Here is an 18,961-nt window from a genome sequence, read left to right as displayed (position 1 = left end):
ATGGAAACAGGAGATTTCGATATAATGGGAAAAAGAGGATAAGGCAAGAAGAGCGGGTCATGACGATGCGAGCCGCTTGCATTAAGCAGCCAAGTGTTCTTGACTGCGAATATGGACAATTCATAGTGCAGAGCACGTTTCTTATTGTCTGTCAATAAGTCTGAATATTCAGTTTATTATTGAACGAATAGGAGCTTCCGTGCAAATATCAAAGGTTTCATCAACCGGTTTCGCGATAAAAGAGACAGATGCTGCTTTGCTTCCCTCTCTTTCGTTTCGAAATATAGATAAAGAGGTGACAACGATGAATTTGCCAATGCAGCTTGAGAGAAAGGCAAGGACAAAAAAGAGAATTGCGATCTCGCTCGCTAGTGTATTGCTTGTTGCGATCGTCGCATGTGTGGCGATTTCCGTCTATGTTGGATGGAATTTAACGCATAAAGAACGAAAACCGATTTTAGAAACACCAAAAGATTATGGACTTGCCTATCAAGATGCTACCTTTATCAGCAAAGACGACGGGCTTAAGTTGAAAGGATGGATTATAGAACCGACCAAACAGGCTCGGATGACGATTATTTTTTCGCATGGCTACGGCGGCAACCGCTACGAGCCCAATGTTCCTTTTTTGCCGTTGGCTCAATCGCTAGCGGCGGAAGGATACCGCGTTATGATGTTTGATTTTCGAGCAAGCGGTGAATCAGAAGGCGATATGACTACGATTGGCGCAAAGGAAAAATACGACTTGCTTGGTGTGATTGATTATGCAAAACATCATTATTCTGAGCCGGTCGCGCTTTATGGTGTGTCGATGGGAGCTGCCACCTCCATTTTAGCTGCGGGAATGGATAAAGATGTAAAAGCGGTGATTGCTGACAGTCCATTTAGTGATTTAGAAGGCTATTTGCGCACTTATATGCCTGTATGGACCCATTTGCCCAACGTCCCATTTACTTACTTAATTATAACGCTTATTCCTATGTTGACAGATTTAAATCCGGCGGAATCAATCCCTATAAAAGCAGTGGATCAGATAGCACCGCGTCCCGTCTTATTTATCCACAGTAAAGATGATCCGTCGATTCCATACAAGGAAAGTGTAAGCATGTATAATAAACATCGCGATGTTTTTGAAATTTGGCTCACTGAAAAGGCCAAGCATGTGAAAAGCTTTGCGATGTACAAAGACGATTATATTCAAAAGGTGCTTCAGTTCTTAGAAAAAGTACAAAAGGCAGAATGATGACGTTGAACGAAGGATTTATGGAACGGGATTCTAGTTGCAAAGCGATCTCAAGCATTTTTCGATGTCCTGGCATGTCGACAGCCCTCCATTGTAAATATTCGAAAACTGGTCGTTTTTATTTGGCAAAAATTCTTGGATCAGTATCTTTTTTAAAGGAATAATTTACCTTTATGTAGTATTAACATCTACGTAGCCATTTGTATGAGGAGGGGATGTTTGTGAGCAATCGAAGAAAATGGTTTACTAGTCAGGATGTTGAAGGAATGATCGAGGAATTGGAAGAGTTTGCGACAGAGATAGGAAATCAGGCCGGCAACAGCAAAGATATAGAGAATCGAAGATTTTATGAAGGAATGGCTGTTGCTTGCAAGCTGATGGCGATGAAGCTAAAGAGGGGATTGGAGTATATTGATGAAACATTTTTAAACTGCGTGTATGAAAATATAAAAGCGCTAAGCGAAGAAAAAAGCCAGCATGTATTTGCGCGAGAAATAAAACAACGATGCTCCTTCTGCCTTCAGCACAAAGAGCCGCTCGTACAGGGGCCCTTTGCGTTGATTTGTCGGGATTGTCTGCGATTTGGCATAAAGGTCATGAGGAGCCGAAATGTCTAAAAGAAAAAAGGTGATGATGGATGGCGCGAAAAGTCGAAGTCGTTCCATTTTCCGAACAATGGGCGGAGCAGTTTCGTTGTGAAGCAGACAAAATGAAAGACGTCTTTCAAAACGGGTGCGTTGAAATCTACCATATCGGAAGCACCTCGGTCCCTGGAATGCGCGCCAAGCCCATCATTGATATCATGGTCGAGGTCCACAATCTTGACGAAGTCGATCGTTTTAATAAGCAAATGGCTGAGCTTGGTTATGAAGCATTGGGGGAACACGGGATTGCGAAGCGGAGATTTTTTCGCAAAGGAGGAGAAGAGCGGACGCATCACGTTCATGTGTTTCAAAAGGGGAGCGAACATATCGAGCGGCATTTGGCGTTTAAAGAATATATGGTCGCTCACTCCGATCAAGCTAAGGAATATAGCAAGCTGAAACAAATGCTAGCGCAACAATTCCCTTTGGATATTGGATCGTACATAGAAGGAAAGGATCCGTTTATCAAAAAAGCGGAACAAGAAGCGCTAGCATGGTATCGCAAGCGAAGAAAGGGGAAATCGAGTGCTGCTGAAATGGATTAAATGCGGTGTCTTTCCGGAGCAAAAGCGGAGGTTTTCGTTCGCACAAGAGCAATGGCAGGAATTAAAGGCGATTTCCGGCTTTCTCCAGCAAATAGGTGGTTGGAATGTAAACGATGCGAACGAGGCCTATATTTTTTCGTTCTGGGAAAATCATTCCGCCTACGAGGCATTTATGAAGCGGGATCACGATGAAATCATGGCGAAAAACAACCAGCGTGGCACCTATCATCGTCTTGCGGTTGACTTATATATGAAAGCATCACCCAATGACGATACTTTCTCTATTATGGAAATGCTGCGTAAAAGCAATGTGCTGCATGTATGGGAGCGCTGCGAACCATTGTCCGGTTCGTGTAGTGCAGAAGAATTTATTTGGTTTCAACATCTGCATGATCATCGTCGCTTGCTTATCGTCCCTGCTATGCCGCTGACGGATAGTGATGGGACGACCGTGGCAATTGAAGAGTCATGGACTACGTTTCGTTTTATGGAGGGGGAAGAAACATGAAGTGAAGAAGAGGGCTTTTGGTTTTTGGGTTGTGCCTGCTGCTTTTTCCGGCGCGCATTTGTGCTTCTCCTGCACCTAGTGAAATAACGAAAGCGAAGGAAAAAGCTCCGGTACACCTGATCGGCGTCGTCATCTCGGATCGGTTATATCAAGATCAAACAAACGAGGCCGATCATCCGTCACAAATTCGCCGCATGGCACTGTCAGTCAAGCAGCTGATCAAAGCTCCCCAAGAGCAATCCTTTTCCGAAGTGATCGTATATTATGTTTATAGGCCCTCGTGGATACAGGATGAACTGGGGAGCGTTCCATTAAGTGTCGCGGTTGGTGATGTGGTTGAAGTATGGCTGAAGCAAGGGAAAAGAGGATGGGAGCCTGCTTTAGGGGGATGGACGGTTCAGCATTTATCATATGCGGAAAAGCGCAGCGAACCGATTCCTGAACCGTTCTTGCATATGGCGGAACGCTATATAAAAACCTCTTGGCGTTACCATTCCGGTAGGATGGTATGGGGCGGAGTCATTTTTTTTCTTTTTGTCTTTGTTTTGTTTGTTAAATTGTTTAATCTGGATCGTGCCTCAACAGAAGATCGATGAAAATGCTGCCTTTTAGGGGAATCTATATGCTGGTGCATCAAGCATTGGAGAGGGGATGAAATGAAAATCATTCTGTTTGATGGCGCTTGCAGCTTTTGCCATGCAAGCGTTCGATTGATTATTGAAAGAGACCCGCACGCTTATTTTCGGTTTGACTCATTGCAGAGCGAAGCGGGACAAGCGCTATTGGAAGACGATCGAGTGCCTAGCCAGATTGATAGCTTGATATTGATTGACGGAAACACTTATTATACGAAGTCAAGCGCGGCGTTAAAGATATGCAAGCATTTGCGCGGATGGTGGAAGTGTCTATATGTATTCGTTCTTATTCCACGTCCGCTTCGCGATCTTCTCTATGATTGGATCGCCAAAAACCGTTATCAATGGTTTGGGACGACCGATCAGTGTTTGATTCCAACAGAGGACGTGCGAAGGCGATTTTTGCCATAAGGATACATGGATAAGGAGGAATCAATGAAATTTTATATTGCCTCAAGCTTCGCTAATAAAGAAGTGGTTCGCCTCTGCGCCCGGAGATTGATCGTAAACGGTTTTACACAGACATATGACAAAAAACGAGCGTCCGACAGCCATTGAACAGCTTTAACAAATAGGGCAAAAAGAGGTGCGAGAGGTGATGGCGGCCGATTTTTTTATTATGTCGCTTCCGGCCAGGAAGGGGAGCCATGTTGAATTAGGCATTGCGCTTGCATCAGGCAAGCGCGTTTATATGTATTCAACTGATGAAGACATCTATCATTCGGAAACAACAGCAACATTTTATCATCTTCCCGAAGTCAAAAAATTGGTTGGTGCATTTGATTGTTTTTGGGAGCGGCTCATTTTTCATGAAGAAACGAATGAAGGTGGAGCATTCTGACGGCTAGCATTTCATGAAAAATTGGAGCGTGATTCACGAGCGAATGACGGCCGGCGCTTCCCGAAGTTTCGTTTTATTATAGAAACGATCACGATCGAAATCGCCAGTCCATCCATTACTTTTCTCGAACGGAGGGTCGACATTTTTCTGTTTGTTTTGCATCAAGTGTTCCAGCGATCGCCGTATGAAAATAGAGTTTTCGGCGATATTCCGGCAAAGGAGATAGGCGATTGATAGAATTAGGGAGAATCAAAGACAAAAGGCTTGTAATGGAATCGTAATAGATTTGTAACTGCTTTTTATTCTTTTTGTCATTGATTCGCCATTTTCTTTTAATATAATGATCCATGTTCGTAGAAACGGAGACTATCAATACATCGGGAGGAGCAACATGAAAAAAACGGCGATTTTTACAGGGACACTGATCATGTCTTTATTAGCAGGACAAACAGCTTTTGCTAGCAGTTACACAGTTCAAAAAGGCGATACGCTTTGGAACATATCGAACCAGTATCATACGACGGTTGAAACATTAATGCAAATGAACGGTTTAACTTCTGATCTTATTTTTCCTGGCCAAACATTAAAAGTGAGTGAGAAAGAAGATACATATGTAGTGAAAAAAGGCGATACATTGAGCGAGATTGCTAATCAATTTCATATAACGGTAGATTCATTATTGCAAATGAATCCAGGAATTTCTGATCCGAATTTTATTAAGGAGGGTCAAATTGTTTATTTAGTAAAACAGGTATCATCATCTACCCAATCTACTGTGCCGTCCTCTGCGAATGGCTATTATATTGTAAAGGAAGGAGACACACTTTCTGGCATTGCGGCAAAGTTTCAAACTACCATTCGCTCGTTGCTTGCGTTAAATCCGCAGATTGCTAATCCTAATCTGATTCGAGCTGGCCAGTCCATTAAGGTGGCAGGACAGCCAGTCAGTGTTGCCGAACAAAACCAAGCAGTGTCTTCCAGCACAGCGAAAAATGAACAGCCGCAAAAGGTCTCTTATTCAGACGAAAAAGTTTCTGCTGATCCGGTGCAAAACAACACAAAACCAACGACTCTCTCTTTAGCTGATAAAATTATTCAAATCGGCGAAAAGTATTTAGGAGCCAAATATTTATATGGTGCTAGTCCATCCCGCACCGATGCGTTTGATTGCTCTTCTTTTACCATGAGAGTATTTAGTGAAGCAGGAATTGCTCTGCCACGCAGTTCATCGGCGCAGGCGCAAGTAGGGACTCCGATCTCGATCAGCCAGCTTCAAAAAGGAGATCTGTTGTTCTTTGATACAGACTTCAATGGAACGATCAACCATGTCGGCATTTATGCAGGCGGCGGGCAAATGCTCAATGCCACCACTTCAAAAGGTGTCACGTATGTATCAATCAATATGGCCTATTGGCAAGAGCGTTTTGTAAAGGCTGTACGCGTTCTCAACTAATCTATTTAAACATTTATTAGTTGAAACGGCTTTGTTTCATCTTCAAGTTTCCTCCTAATTAATGAATGGAAAAGTGATAAAAGAGAAAAGTCAAACGCTTTGAAATGCATTTACTAGTATCAGAATCTCAGCTCAGAACCTCATATAAAAAGAAGAAGCTTCAAGGGTTGGCCCTTGAAGCTTTTTTAATTTCAAACCGAAAAACCCGTCTGCTTTACAAAAGGGTTTTTCGGTTAAACGGAGAATCATTTAACATGTTTATTGAGGAGATTTTCACAACGTATGGGGAAGAGGAATTTCATAGTGAATCGTTGGAGAAGGAGGACGAACGATCATGCGTGTGGTAACAGCAGCTGAAATGTATGCCATTGACCGCTATACGATCGAGCATATAGGAATCAGTGAAGAAGCATTGATGGAAAATGCCGGACAAGCCGCTGCTAGAGTACTGCTTGAGCGCATTTCTCCGTTTCAGCGTATTGCTGTGTTAGCAGGTGCGGGCAATAACGGAGGGGATGGCTTTATTATGGCAAGAGTGTTGAAAAGCTGGGGCTATACCGTTGATTTATGGCTTATTCCCCCAAAAGAAAGAATAAAAGGAGCAGCCAAAAAAGCGCTTGAAATCTATGAAAATTGCGGTTATGAGGTGAAAAGCTTTATCGGAAATGAGCCGTTATTTTTTCAGCAAATGCTGAGCTATCACGTTTTGATTGATGCGCTGCTCGGAATCGGTGTGAAAGGGCCAGTCCAATCGCCTTATAAAGAAATCATCGATGCGATGAACCATCATCATGACGCAGTTGTATATGCTATTGATGTTCCAAGCGGTGTTCCGGCTGACGGTGGAGAGATAGGAGCGGCTGTTTATGCAGATATGACGATTACGATACAATATCCAAAACTGAGCGCTTATACATTTCCAATCGCTGATTATTACGGTGAATTAGTAGTGGTTGATATCGGGATCCCTCCGCGTTCATCGGAGCACCATGCGGCTTTCCGTAAAGTATGGATGAAAGAGGACGTCATCCGCACGCTCCCAGAAAGAAAGCGCGCCTCACATAAAGGAGTGCATGGTAAGGGATTGATTATTGGAGGCTCTCAAAGGATGACCGGCGCCGTTATGATGGCAGCAAAGGCGGCTTTACGGAGCGGGGCGGGACTTTTGACGCTGGCCATTCCTGAAACGATTTATCCTGTGGTGGCTAGCGGCGTGCTTGAAGCGATGTATCATCCTTGTTCAGCGAAAAATGGCGGCTTTGCTGGAGAGATCGATTTGATCCATTTGGATATGGATGCCATCGCTATAGGGCCGGGGATGGGAAGGCTGGAAGGAACGAAACCGATCGTTCAAGCGGCTCTTGCCCAAGAAGTGCCGGTTGTTCTTGATGCCGATGCCTTATTTTTTTGGAGCGACTACGCTCGTTTTTTGAAAAAACGAACAAGCCCCACGATCGTGACCCCACATCCAGGAGAAATGGCGCGCATGCTTGGCCTATCGATTCGCGAGGTGGAAAATGACCGCTTTCAAGTAAGCAGACAAATGGCCATTGACTATGGGATCTACGTCGTCTTAAAAGGGCCTTATACGATTGTCGCTACCCCTGATGGAAAGCAGTATATCAATACGACGGGGAATCCGGCTCTGGCCAAAGGGGGAAGCGGCGATGCGCTTACAGGAATGATTCTTGCGTTTTTGATGCAGCATCGTTCGCTTGAAGCGGCGATCAGCAATGCGGTTTGGGTGCATGGAAAAGCAGCTGATTTTTTAGTGAAAACGAAGCATTCGCCATTCGATGTGCTGGCGACCGATGTAATCAGCGCCATTCCAAACGTCCTATCTTCGTTATGTAAAGGGAAAAAATGATGAGATATACGATGTTTCCATTAAGCGAGAATGCATTGACGATTCGCTTTTCGAATGAGATCAGCGACGAAGCACATGAGCGCGTTCAAAAACTAACTCGTTTGCTCCGTTGTGAAGCGATGGAAGGGATCATAGATATCGTCCCTGCCTTTTCATCGGTTACGGTCTATTACAACCCGCTTGTGCTTGGGACATATGAACAAGCAAGCCGAGACATCAGCGAGAAAGTGGAAGGAATGGAGAGAGCGGCTTCAGCTTTAGCAGGACGCACGGTGGTAATCCCGGTTTGTTATGGGGGAGAGTTCGGACCTGATTTGCCAGAAGTAGCGCAGTATCATGGCATAACGGAGGAAGAGGTGATTCGTCTTCATTCGGCAGGAACATATAAAGTATATATGATTGGGTTTGCTCCAGGATTTGCGTATTTGGGAGGGCTGCCATCGCAGCTTGCCACCCCGCGCCGCGCTGTTCCACGCTTGCTTGTCCCAGAGGGATCTGTCGGTATTGCCGACCGCCAGACGGGAGTATATCCGCTTGCTACACCGGGGGGATGGCAAATTATCGGGAAAACTCCACTGTCTTTATTCTGTGCAGAGCGGCAGCCTCCTAGCTTGTTGCAAGCTGGAGATGTTGTGCAGTTTCATCCGATGACGGAGAAAGAATATAGGATGTGGAAAAATAATGGGGATTTTTGTTCTTGATGGAGGCTTTTTCACAACTGTACAAGATTTGGGGAGATGGGGGGTTCAAAAAGACGGTGTGCCGGTCAGCGGCGTTATGGATGATTTTGCGAGCCGCCTTGCTAATTTTTTAGTCGGAAACGAAGCAAATGAAGCCGTGTTAGAAATAACCATGCTGGGTCCGACCCTGCGTTTTGAAATAGGAACGGTTGTCGCTATTTGCGGCGGCGAATTTTCTGGCAAACTGAACGATCAGTCCGTACCGCTGTGGCAGCCGTTTATGGTACAACCGGGCGATATACTTGCCATTGGCGCCTGTCGGATAGGCTATCGGGGATATGTCGCTGTTTCTGGAGGATTGCATGTTCCGCCGCTGATGAATAGCCGTTCAACCTACACGAAAGCCGCTATTGGCGGCTTTTATGGCCGCCCTTTGCAAAAAGATGATGAGCTTTCGCTGCGGCCAGCTCCTTGTTTGCCAGAATGGCCGCCTTCATGGGGAATCGCTTTTTCTATACGTCAATATATCAACAGTCAAGAAAAAGTGATTCGTGCCGTAGAAGGACCAGACTTCCACACGTTTACAAAAGAAAGCATTGAACATTTTTTTACCGAAGTATATGAAGTCACGACACAGTCTGATCGGATGGGCTACCGGCTGCGAGGTCAAAAGTTGCAGAGAAGTGTGGACCAAGAGATCGTTTCAGAAGCGGTGACGTTTGGAACCGTACAAGTGCCCACGTCCGGCGATCCAATTGTGTTAATGGCGGATCGGCAAACAACCGGCGGCTACCCGCGTATCGCTCAAGTATTAGCTGTCGATTTGCCAATTTTAGCACAAGCGCGCCCTGGCGATCGCATTCGCTTTCAACCATCATCTTGGCAGGAAGCGCAGCGATTATACATCCAGCGCGAGCGTGAGATGATGTACTCAAGAGCGATCATCCGCCAAAAATGGAGGGAGATAAATGGCGCAAATCGATTTAAATTGTGATTTTGGTGAAGGCTTTGGTATATATGAGCTTGGCGAAAACGAAATATTGCACTATGTCACATCCGTTAATATAGCATGCGGATTTCATGCCGGCGATCCGGTTGTCATGAGGAAAACCGTGCAGATGGCGCTTGAAAAGGGAGTGGCGATCGGTGCACATCCTGGTTTTCCTGATTTGCTTGGCTTTGGACGCCGCCATATGCATGTCACTTTTGAGGAGGCGTATGCCTACGTTGTTTATCAAATTGGAGCGCTGTCGGCATTTGTCAAGGCGGAAGGAGGCCGGCTTTCTCATGTCAAGCCGCACGGCGCCTTGTATAATATGGCGGCGAAAGATGCAGAATTGGCGGAAGCGATCGCTCAAGCGGTGCGGGATGTGGATTCGTCGCTCGTTTTATATGGGCTTAGCGGAAGCGAACTGATTCGTGCCGGCAAACGGTTTGGTTTGAGAACGGCAAATGAAGTGTTTGCCGACCGGACCTATCAAGAAGATGGCTCACTCACTCCAAGAAGTCATCCACGGGCCTTGATTACGAACGAAGAGGATGCGGTGCGTCAAGTGGTGAAAATGGTGCGCGAACGCTGTGTTCGTTCGCTTGCAGGTACTGATGTGGAAATTGTGGCAGAAACGGTGTGTGTTCACGGTGACGGGAGTCAAGCCGTTTCGTTTGCGAAGCGGTTAGTTCAAGCGTTGCATGGTGCAATGATTGAAATCCAAGCGATTGGATAACGAAAACGTGATATATTCCGGCGTCATTCACGGTAAATGTATTTTTCTGTCTGTCCGTTCGTCCGGATTCTCGCGGCAAAGGAAGCGCAAAAGCGATGTGGCAAGGCCGCTAGCGAATGGCGGAGGATATAGAAACCATTCCTTTACTTATAAGCTTTGAGCAACGTTTGGATTCAGAAAGAGGTGGGACAATGCATCATAGAACATGATGGAAGTCACCTTTCATCAATCGTAGTTTCATCATTTCGTTACACCATTTTTTCACACCGTTCTTATGGCTGCTAGTATTTGGCTTTCATTTGTTTGTTACAAAGAAAAAGCTCGGTCGTAACAGCCGAACTTTTTCTTTAGATTCGTTTCAAACGAACAGAAGCCGGTTGTTATACAATAATCCGTTCCGGATGGGTGTATATATTGAGGGTTGTTCCGCGAATAAAGCCGACAACGGTCATGTGCAAGTCATCGGCAAGCTGTAACGCTAAATCGGTCGGGGCCGATTTTGAAAGTACGATTCCTGCCCCCATTTTCGATGCCTTCAGCAATATTTCCGAAGATACGCGGCCGCTGAAAGCGACGAGCTTGTCACGCATCGGAATCGCATGGCGCAAACAATAGCCATAAATTTTATCAAGAGCATTGTGACGACCGATATCAGAGCGGGCGATGATCATCCCTTCTTCATTGCATAAGGCTGCATTATGCACTCCTCCTGTATGGCGAAAAACCGTGCTTTCATTTTGCAATGTATTCATAAGAGCGAAGCATTGCTCAACGCGGATGCGTGTGGAGGTTGTAATCGTTTTTGCTGTTTTTACATCATTTAATAAATAAAACTGTCGGCTTTTTCCACAGCATGAGCCGATGAACCGTTTGGAAAAAGAAGAAGCTGGGGCTAGAGGTACGGACAGATCAACATAGGCAAACCCTCGCTCTTCGTCAATGGATAGTTGGTGAATATCATCGTGGAAACGAATCACTCCTTCAGAAGCAAGGAAGCCGAGAACAAGCTCATCAAGGTGCTCTGGCGAACAAACGAGCGTGGCAAACTCCTCTCCATTCACGATAATGGTCAATGGCTGTTCAAGAACAATGGCGTCCTCTTGCTCGTGAAGTTCTCCCTCCATATATTTATAGATTTGCTTGGCAGTCGTTATATTCGATTTCACCCTTTTCACCTTCTTTTCATATATAACCCCGAAGCTATTAGGCGTATATAAAGCCGGGTGAATCTTTCACCCTTTTCCTTTTAGAGATGTCCTCTTGTGTGGTGATAGAACTCCAATGGAATGTGCCCATCTTTCTTCCTTCCGTGGGCAGGCATGAGAAACAAGTCAAGAACTTGCCTGCGACTGTCGAAACCATCGAATTCTCCTTTGATTTACTCTATTCAATGAAGTGATGTTTTTCTTGTTTGACTGGTCGGATCAGGATCGCTGATTTATACCATTCATCCTCTCCTTTTTATTGATCATGCTCAAAGGATCAGCTGCATATTGATTGAGGAAATAAGAAGGGATGATATAATATAATAATACCATAAAAATGTAGGAATGTTTCGAAAATAGGATGACCAATAAAAAGGAGGAGCGAAGATGGGCAAAACGAAACACACCGGCCCAATCAAACTGAATCAGCGTCCCCAACCCTCGCTTTGGGCGAGCCTTTTGCCGATGGGAGTTGGAAAGATAAAGCCTCATCATCTCCGTGATACTTTAAAAGTGATGCTGGAAAACAAAGACCAGCTTGCTTATGCCTACCGCATTTTAACGCAGGGAGTATGCGATGGTTGTGCGCTCGGTGTATCCGGACTTCATGATCAAACATTGACAGGTCCGCATCTTTGTACGACTCGTTTAAACGTACTTCGTCTAAATACGATGCCAGCAATGGACCCAAAATGGCTGGAAGATGTGGAGGAGCTGCGCAAAATGGACAGTACAGAGCTGCGCAAGCTTGGCCGCATTCCCTATCCACTGTCACGAAAACCAGGAGAAAAAAAGTTTACAAGAATTAGTTGGAATGAAGCGCTTGAACGGATTGCCCGAAAAATCCGCTCACTTGATCCGAAACAGATCGCTTTTTATTTGACAGCGCGCGGCATTACGAATGAAGTGTATTACACTGCCGCCAAGGTAGCGCGCTTTTTAGGAACAAACAACATCGATAATGCTTCACGCATTTGTCATTCACCAAGCAAAACAGCGTTAAAGCGTTCACTTGGAATCGGTGCATCAAGCTGCAGCTATAAAGATTGGATCGGCACAGATGTTCTTGTCTTTTGGGGATCTGTGGCTGCCAACAACCAGCCGGTATCGACGAAATATATGTACGCTGCGAAAAAAGCAGGCACGAAAATCATCGTTGTGAATCCGTACCGTGAGCCGGCTATGGAAAACTACTGGATTCCGTCCATTTGGGAAAGCGCTTTATTCGGAACAAAAATCGCAGATGATTTTTATCAAGTCCATATTGGCGGAGATATCGCCTTTATAAATGGAGTTATCAAGCATTGGTTTGAGATGGAGGATGCAATTAATTGGGAGTTTGTCTCCAAACACACGAACGGTGTTGACGAGCTGCGTTCGCATGTCGCGAAATATGATTGGCAGACGCTTGAGCAGTCATCGGGGCTTTCAAAGGAACGAATGTATGAGTTTGCTAGATTACTGGCTAATGCCAAGTCAGCTGTATTTGTTTGGAGCATGGGATTGACTCAGCACCGGTTCGGTACGGATAATGTGTCACAAGTCGTTAACCTTGCCTTGCTTCGCGGGTTTATCGGACGTGAGCATTGCGGCGTCATGCCGATTCGCGGCCATAGCGGTGTGCAAGGTTCGGGGGAAATGGGGGCTGACCCATTTGTTCTTCCGGGCGGCGAATTTGATGAGGAAAATATTACCCGTCTTGAACAAATATGGGGATTTCCGATTCCTCGCTGGCAAGGGGACACAATCGGACAAACGATTGAAAACATCTTGCTTCCAGATGGTCATGAACGAAAAATGAAGCTGATGTATACGAGCGGCGGCAATTTTCTTGAGACGATGCCGAATCCTGATTTCGTTCGCCAGGCGCTTGAACAGTTGGAGCTGCGCGTGCATCAAGATATTATTTTCAATACTTCAACACTCTTAGATGCGAAGGAAGAGGTGATTATTTTACCGGCGATGACGCGATACGAGCAGCCGGGTGGCGGTACCTCGACCAGCACAGAGCGGATGGTCTATTTCAGCCCGGAAATTGACGGCCCACGCATTGAGGAAGCGCGCGCGGAATGGGAAATTTATGTTGATCTCGCCTCTAGAGTCAAGCCGGAACAAAAGCATCTCATCGAGTTTCAAAACGCCCAGCAAATTCGCGACGAAATTGCGGTGGCCAACCGAAACTACGACGGCATTCAACATTTGCGGAAAAAAGGCGATGTGTTTCAATGGGGCGGCGCGTGGCTTTGTGAAGGCGGCATATGCCCGACCCCAGACGGCCGCGGAAACCTTATTCCGATCGAATTGCCAGAGCTGCGCAAGACGGAAGGCAGCTTTTTTGTCACAACAAGGCGGGGCAAGCAGTTCAACTCGATGGTCTATAGCGAGAAAGACCCGTTTAATAACGCCGACCGTTATGATATTTTGCTGAACGAAGAAGACGCCAAATCGCTCCATATTCGCGACGGTGAACCGATCGTTGTGTACAACCGGCATGGCATGATGCAGGGGAGCGCCAAATACGCGGACGTCAAACGCGGCAACATCGCCGTCTATTGGCCGGAGGGAAATGTGCTCATTCCAAAAGGAGTGTATGAAACGTACGCGCACATTCCGGAATACAATACGGTGGCCATCGTTGAAAAAGCGGAGCATTATCATGCGCAAAAGGATCAAAACTATGCAGAAAAACGGATTGAAGAGCTCGAATTAAATGTAGAATAACGTTTGCGAAAGCGCCATTCCAAATAAGAGGGAATGGCGCTGTTTTTTTATGGGGGCATCAAGCGCCGAAATGTTAGGGGTTCAGCAAAAGAGAGGCAGGACGCAACGATGAAAGGGGTTGTATCGACTTAGACCACACTTGATATGCATGGTGCTTCTTGAGAACAAAGGCGGCTCATAGAGTTGTGTCCATAGTATAGAGACGATCGAGCCGCACGTTTTTGCTATACATGCAATTTTTTTCTGTATAATTTCCTCTTTTTGTTAAAAGATAAAAATAACATGATCAGACAAGAGGAGGAGAAGAAATGACGATAACAGAAAAGCGACTTTTGCTCTTCTCATTCCTTGTGATCGCTTTGTTTGTATCGCCTTATTTTATTTTAGGCGAGAATGCGCATATGCGAGTACATGATAATTTAGATTCCAACATCGCTTGGTACAAGGTGCTCGCCAACAGCGGTCAGCTGTTTGGGCCGGTGGGGGCGGTCATTCCGCAAATCATTAACGGTCTGCCGCGAAATGCCTTTGGAACAGAATTTAGTGGAATCGTATGGCTCCATGCGTTATTTCCATCGATTTATGCTTATGGACTCAGCCAGCTGATTACAAGGGTATTTGCTTTTATCGGAATGTACTTATTGCTGAAAACGCATGTTATGAGGGAGAAAGAATGGGCATGGATTCGCATTGGTGTAGCACTTGCTTTTGCATTAACACCATTTTGGCCGTCCGGAATGTTAAGCACTCTTGGTATGCCGCTGGCACTTTGGGCGTTTTTAAATATTCGCGCTGGCAGGCGGTCGTGGGTGGATTATCTCGTGCTTACACTATTGCCGCTATACTCTGGTCTTGTACTTGGTTTCTTCTTTTTCCTCAGTGCTCTGGGCATTTGGTGGCTTGTGGATGCATTGAGGTATAAAAGATGGAATCTGCGCTTTTTGGCCGCCATCATCTATATGACTGTGTTATATTTAGCCGTTGATTATCGGCTTGTTCATTCACTTCTATTTTCCGAAGAGCCAACAAGCCGCGATGAATATTTTCATGCTGATCTTTCTTTTTGGCGTGCGGTTCGTTTGACATTTAAAAATTATATTCTTGGTCATACGCATGTCATGACCGTGCACGGACTCGTGATTTTACCAATCACGCTTTTCGCCTTGTATTTTGTGGGAAAAAGGAAGAAATGGCGGCAAGAAAAGCTGTTTTTATTTCTCCATGTGCTTAACTTTGCCCTTTCCCTGTGGTATGCGTTTTGGTTTTATCGAGGGTGGCTGCCACTTACAGAACGGTTTGATCTTCTTAATAAGTTTAATTTTGCCCGCTATCACTTCTTGCGACCTATGGTGATTTACGTATTGTTTGCTCTTTCATTGCGAATCATATGGCAGCATGCTAAAGCATGGAAAAATGTTGTGTGGCTGGCGCTTGCGCTGCAGCTTTTTATTTTAGCTATATTTAACGAAGAAATTATGTATCAAAATAAGCCGTCGTTTCGCCAGTTCTACGCTGAAAAACAATTCGCGGAAATTAAACGTTATATCGCGCGGCCCGTTGATACATACCGCGTTGCCAGCATCGGCATTCATCCGGCCATTGCTCAATATAACGGCTTTTATACGCTGGATACGTACAACAATTTTTATCCGCTTGAATATAAACATCAATTTCGGCAAATCATTGCTCCTGAGCTAGCAAAAAACCAGACGCTGCGCAAGTATTTCGATAAGTGGGGCGGCCGTTGCTATTTATTTGTCGATGAGCTTGGCAAGCACTACATGTTTAAAAAGAATTCAAAGAAGAAAATTCAACATTTAGAGCTGAATACCGATGTATTCCGCAAGATGGGCGGCCGTTATATTTTTTCGGCGCTTCCGATCGAAAACGCAGCCCAAAATCAGCTACGGCTTGAGAAAGTGTTTCATTCCAAGGAATCCGCATGGACGATTTATTTATACAAACTAGCATCATAGGGAGGAGAGCATCATGAGCGAACCTGTATTAACGATTGTTGTACCTTGCTACAACGAAGAAGAAGTGCTTCCGGAAACGATTCGGCAGCTGCGCGAACTGCGCGAGCAGCTTGTCAGGGAGCGGCTTATTTCCGAATATAGTGCTTTACTATTTGTCGATGATGGAAGCCGAGATGCAACATGGACGATCATTTACAAAGCGAGTTTGCATTATCCGGAGGTCAAAGGGGTCAAGCTTGCCCATAATGCCGGCCATCAAAATGCGTTATTAGCTGGTTTGTTTTCCGCAAAAACTCGCTCAGATTGTATCATTTCCATTGACGCCGATCTACAGGATGATGTGTCGGTCATCCGCCAGTTTGTACAAAAATTTCATGAAGGGTATGAGATTGTATACGGGGTTCGCAACCGCCGCGATACAGATACGTTTTTCAAGCGTCATACAGCACAGGGATTTTATAGAATGATGAAGGCGATGGGCGTTCACCTTATATATAATCATGCCGATTACCGCTTGATGAGCAGGCGGGCGGTTGAAGAGCTGGAACGATTTGAAGAAGCCAATTTATTTTTGCGAGGAATTGTTCCATTGCTTGGATTTCGTTCAACTGTTGTTTATTATGATCGAAAGGAACGACTTGCCGGTGAAACAAAATATCCGCTAAAAAAAATGATTTCCTTTGCTCTTGACGGTATTACGTCATTTAGTGTGACACCTATTCGTTTTATTTCCATGATCGGGTTGGTTTCTTTTTTTGTCAGCCTGTTATTTGGTGCTTACTTCCTGTTTTTAAAATGGACCGGTCACACACAAACGGGATGGACATCGTTGATTACATCGATTTGGCTGCTTGGAGGATTGCAGCTGATTGCTTTTGGGCTAATCGGTGAATACATCGGAAAGATTTATAAAGAAACGAAACGGCGCCCTCGTTATATTGTGGATTTAGATTTATTTAATTTGCCATTGCCGCGATCTTCCTCGTTTCATGAAGAGCCAAGAAGAACGGAATCATTGCCGGGAGGGAGCACATAATTTTTTGCTTGCATTCTCGGGCGAGAAGGGGTAGACTGTGCTTGTAAACAGTGAAAAGGATACGGGAGTCTGTGGAATCAGGCTGAGAGTACGGCTATCATCCGCCGTTGACCGTTTGAACCTGTTGGGTAATGCCAGCGTAGGGAAAGTGATAGAGGCGATATAGATGCACTTTGCTTACGCGCAAAGTGCATTTTTATTTGCAAATCCAGCTGGACAAACGAATAAGGGAGAGGATGGAAAAGATGAATTTGCAACATGTGGCAGAAGTACTCGATCAAGTGCGCAAGGCTAATCCACTTGTGCATAACATCACAAATGTAGTTGTGACCAATTTTACAGCAAATGGTCTGCTTGCGCTTGGCGCTTCACCAGTGATGGCCTATGCCAAGCAAGAAGTAGCGGATATGGCGCGAATTGCCGGAGCGCTTGTTTTAAATATCGGCACGCTAAATGAACAGGAAATTGAAGCGATGCTGATTGCCGGCAAGGCAGCAAATGAACAGAGAGTTCCTGTGATTTTCGATCCGGTTGGAGCGGGAGCGACGCCATATCGCACGGAAACCGCCCGAAAAATAGTCCGTCAATTAAATATTGCCGTCATCCGCGGCAATGCAGCAGAAATCGCGAATGTTATCGGCGAGCGGTGGGAGATTAAAGGAGTGGATGCCGCCGAAGGAAGCGGCGATGTGGTGGCACTAGCGAAAAAAGCAGCACAGCAGTTAAAAATGACAGTCGCTATTACCGGAAAGGACGATGTTGTCACAGACGGAGCGACGGTTTATGTGGTTCATAACGGTCATTCGCTGTTAACAAAAGTCACTGGGACAGGCTGCCTTGTCACATCTGTAATCGGAGCGTTTGCGGCTGTTGAAAAGGACTATGCAGCAGCGGCAACAGCGGCGCTTGTCAGCTATGGCGTGGCGGCGCAACTAGCTGCTGATGAAGCGGCAGAGTATGGGCCTGGAAGCTTTCAAATCGCCTTTTTAAATCAGTTGGCCAAAGTTGGCGCGGAGGCCATTAGTCAATATGGCTCCTTTACCAAAGTTGAATGAAGGGGAGAGACATGGTGAATCAAGTTTATAAAGCATTAACGATTGCTGGGTCAGACAGTGGAGGTGGAGCCGGCATTCAGGCGGATTTAAAAACATTTCAAGAGTTACGCGTCTTTGGAATGTCTGCATTAACGGCGGTAACGGCGCAAAATACGCTTGGCGTGCAGGGAGTGTATCCGCTTTCTGTAGAAGCCGTTGAGCAGCAGATTGAATCCATTGGTACGGACTTAGGAGCAGACGCCGTCAAAACGGGCATGTTGTTTAATGCAGATATCATCCAAGCCGTAGCGAAAAAGGTGAAGCAATTTGGCTGGCGTCGGCTTGTCGTTGACCCGGTTATGATCGCTAAAGGCGGGGCACCACTTTTACAGGAAGCAGCGGTGTCAGCGTTAAAAACACATTTGTTGCCGCTGGCGATGGTAGCCACTCCTAACATTCCAGAGGCAGAAGTATTGACGGGGATGAAGATCCGCACATTAGAGGAACGCCAAGAAGCGGCAAAACAGCTTCACAAAATCGGAGTCACGTACGTGGTCATTAAAGGAGGCCACGATGATGTTGAAAATGCAGCGGTTGATTTGCTATATGATGGCCGTGAATTTTCCTATTTCAAGGGCGCCCGAATTGAAACGAGACATACGCATGGAACAGGCTGCACGTTTGCCGCTGCAGTAACAGCGGAGCTTGCTAAGGGGCGCAGCGTCCATGAAGCGATCGAAACAGCGAAAGCATTTATTCAAGCCGCGATTGAAAACGAACTGGGGATCGGCAATGGGCATGGCCCAACCAACCATTGGGCGTATCGGCAAAAATGGATGTCGTAGGTGA

General features: G+C 45.7%; 20 protein-coding genes and 1 riboswitch. Of the genes, 19 read left to right on the top strand and 1 reads right to left on the bottom strand.

The window, feature by feature from the left end:
* Positions 1-304: 304 nt before the first annotated feature.
* From GRQ40_RS10395 to GRQ40_RS10335, 14 genes are all read left to right on the top strand, one after another.
* The gene (locus GRQ40_RS10395; RefSeq protein WP_159719931.1) at positions 305-1,243 is read left to right on the top strand and encodes an alpha/beta hydrolase; all 939 of its coding nucleotides are present in this window, start codon (positions 305-307) and stop codon (positions 1,241-1,243) included.
* A gap of 221 nt (positions 1,244-1,464) precedes the next feature.
* On the top strand, positions 1,465-1,860 hold the full coding sequence (locus GRQ40_RS10390) for a hypothetical protein (RefSeq protein ID WP_231734626.1): 396 nt from the start codon (positions 1,465-1,467) through the stop codon (positions 1,858-1,860).
* Between the two features lie 20 nt (positions 1,861-1,880).
* The gene (locus tag GRQ40_RS10385) at positions 1,881-2,432 is read left to right on the top strand and encodes a GrpB family protein (RefSeq protein ID WP_080862732.1); all 552 of its coding nucleotides are present in this window, start codon (positions 1,881-1,883) and stop codon (positions 2,430-2,432) included.
* Positions 2,413-2,940, top strand: coding sequence for a YdbC family protein (locus GRQ40_RS10380; RefSeq protein WP_159719930.1), 528 nt, complete (start codon positions 2,413-2,415; stop codon positions 2,938-2,940). The genes GRQ40_RS10385 and GRQ40_RS10380 overlap by 20 nt, the downstream gene beginning before the upstream one ends.
* Before the next feature lie 17 nt (positions 2,941-2,957).
* Entirely contained in the window at positions 2,958-3,536 is a 579-nt protein-coding gene (locus GRQ40_RS10375) for a hypothetical protein (RefSeq protein ID WP_159719929.1), read from the top strand.
* A gap of 60 nt (positions 3,537-3,596) precedes the next feature.
* Positions 3,597-3,986 carry a thiol-disulfide oxidoreductase DCC family protein gene (locus tag GRQ40_RS10370; RefSeq protein ID WP_159719928.1) on the top strand — a complete coding sequence of 130 codons (390 nt, stop codon included), beginning with the start codon at positions 3,597-3,599 and terminating at the stop codon, positions 3,984-3,986.
* 24 nt (positions 3,987-4,010) lie between these two features.
* On the top strand, positions 4,011-4,133 hold the full coding sequence (locus GRQ40_RS18770) for a hypothetical protein (protein WP_255458133.1): 123 nt from the start codon (positions 4,011-4,013) through the stop codon (positions 4,131-4,133).
* Positions 4,134-4,170: 37 nt separating this feature from the next.
* Complete coding sequence (locus GRQ40_RS10365) at positions 4,171-4,416, top strand: hypothetical protein (RefSeq protein ID WP_159719927.1); 246 nt, start codon at positions 4,171-4,173, stop codon at positions 4,414-4,416.
* 21 nt (positions 4,417-4,437) lie between these two features.
* Positions 4,438-4,650: a hypothetical protein gene (locus GRQ40_RS10360; RefSeq protein ID WP_066148663.1), complete on the top strand. Its 213-nt coding sequence runs from the start codon at positions 4,438-4,440 to the stop codon at positions 4,648-4,650.
* A gap of 157 nt (positions 4,651-4,807) precedes the next feature.
* Entirely contained in the window at positions 4,808-5,869 is a 1,062-nt protein-coding gene (locus tag GRQ40_RS10355) for a C40 family peptidase (RefSeq protein WP_159719926.1), read from the top strand.
* Positions 5,870-6,203: 334 nt separating this feature from the next.
* Positions 6,204-7,736 (top strand): NAD(P)H-hydrate dehydratase, encoded by a 1,533-nt coding sequence (locus GRQ40_RS10350; protein ID WP_159719925.1) that lies wholly within the window; start codon positions 6,204-6,206, stop codon positions 7,734-7,736.
* A complete protein-coding gene (gene pxpB, locus GRQ40_RS10345) occupies positions 7,736-8,437 on the top strand; it encodes a 5-oxoprolinase subunit PxpB (protein ID WP_066148671.1) in 702 nt (233 codons plus the stop codon). Before GRQ40_RS10350 ends, pxpB begins: the two co-directional genes overlap by 1 nt.
* The gene (locus GRQ40_RS10340; protein WP_159719924.1) at positions 8,418-9,410 is read left to right on the top strand and encodes a 5-oxoprolinase subunit C family protein; all 993 of its coding nucleotides are present in this window, start codon (positions 8,418-8,420) and stop codon (positions 9,408-9,410) included. Before pxpB ends, GRQ40_RS10340 begins: the two co-directional genes overlap by 20 nt.
* On the top strand, positions 9,385-10,140 hold the full coding sequence (locus tag GRQ40_RS10335) for a LamB/YcsF family protein (protein ID WP_044746457.1): 756 nt from the start codon (positions 9,385-9,387) through the stop codon (positions 10,138-10,140). The genes GRQ40_RS10340 and GRQ40_RS10335 overlap by 26 nt, the downstream gene beginning before the upstream one ends.
* A 380-nt stretch (positions 10,141-10,520) precedes the next feature.
* On the opposite strand, the gene fdhD is transcribed toward GRQ40_RS10335, so the two are convergent.
* Positions 10,521-11,264 carry a formate dehydrogenase accessory sulfurtransferase FdhD gene (gene fdhD, locus GRQ40_RS10330; RefSeq protein WP_221212109.1) on the bottom strand — a complete coding sequence of 248 codons (744 nt, stop codon included), beginning with the start codon at positions 11,262-11,264 and terminating at the stop codon, positions 10,521-10,523.
* Positions 11,265-11,732: 468 nt separating this feature from the next.
* On the opposite strand from fdhD, the gene GRQ40_RS10325 reads away from it, so the two are divergent.
* From GRQ40_RS10325 to thiD, 5 genes are all read left to right on the top strand, one after another.
* Positions 11,733-14,066: an FdhF/YdeP family oxidoreductase gene (locus tag GRQ40_RS10325; protein WP_066148676.1), complete on the top strand. Its 2,334-nt coding sequence runs from the start codon at positions 11,733-11,735 to the stop codon at positions 14,064-14,066.
* 308 nt (positions 14,067-14,374) lie between these two features.
* Positions 14,375-16,042 (top strand): DUF6044 family protein, encoded by a 1,668-nt coding sequence (locus tag GRQ40_RS10320; protein ID WP_066148678.1) that lies wholly within the window; start codon positions 14,375-14,377, stop codon positions 16,040-16,042.
* 13 nt (positions 16,043-16,055) lie between these two features.
* Positions 16,056-17,078, top strand: a complete 1,023-nt coding sequence (locus GRQ40_RS10315; protein WP_159719922.1) for a glycosyltransferase family 2 protein — start codon at positions 16,056-16,058, stop codon at positions 17,076-17,078.
* A gap of 51 nt (positions 17,079-17,129) precedes the next feature.
* Positions 17,130-17,241: riboswitch (TPP riboswitch) on the top strand.
* A gap of 82 nt (positions 17,242-17,323) precedes the next feature.
* Positions 17,324-18,133, top strand: coding sequence for a hydroxyethylthiazole kinase (gene thiM / locus GRQ40_RS10310; protein WP_159719921.1), 810 nt, complete (start codon positions 17,324-17,326; stop codon positions 18,131-18,133).
* 11 nt (positions 18,134-18,144) lie between these two features.
* Positions 18,145-18,957: a bifunctional hydroxymethylpyrimidine kinase/phosphomethylpyrimidine kinase gene (gene thiD / locus GRQ40_RS10305; RefSeq protein WP_066148683.1), complete on the top strand. Its 813-nt coding sequence runs from the start codon at positions 18,145-18,147 to the stop codon at positions 18,955-18,957.
* Positions 18,958-18,961: the final 4 nt, after the last annotated feature.

The organism is Anoxybacillus sp. PDR2 (genome assembly GCF_009834045.1).
In the GTDB taxonomy this organism is placed as follows: Bacteria; Bacillota; Bacilli; order Bacillales; family Anoxybacillaceae; genus Anoxybacteroides; species Anoxybacteroides rupiense.
Note: the sequence above shows the minus strand (reverse complement) of the source record. Positions and strands in the feature narration are given on the sequence as shown.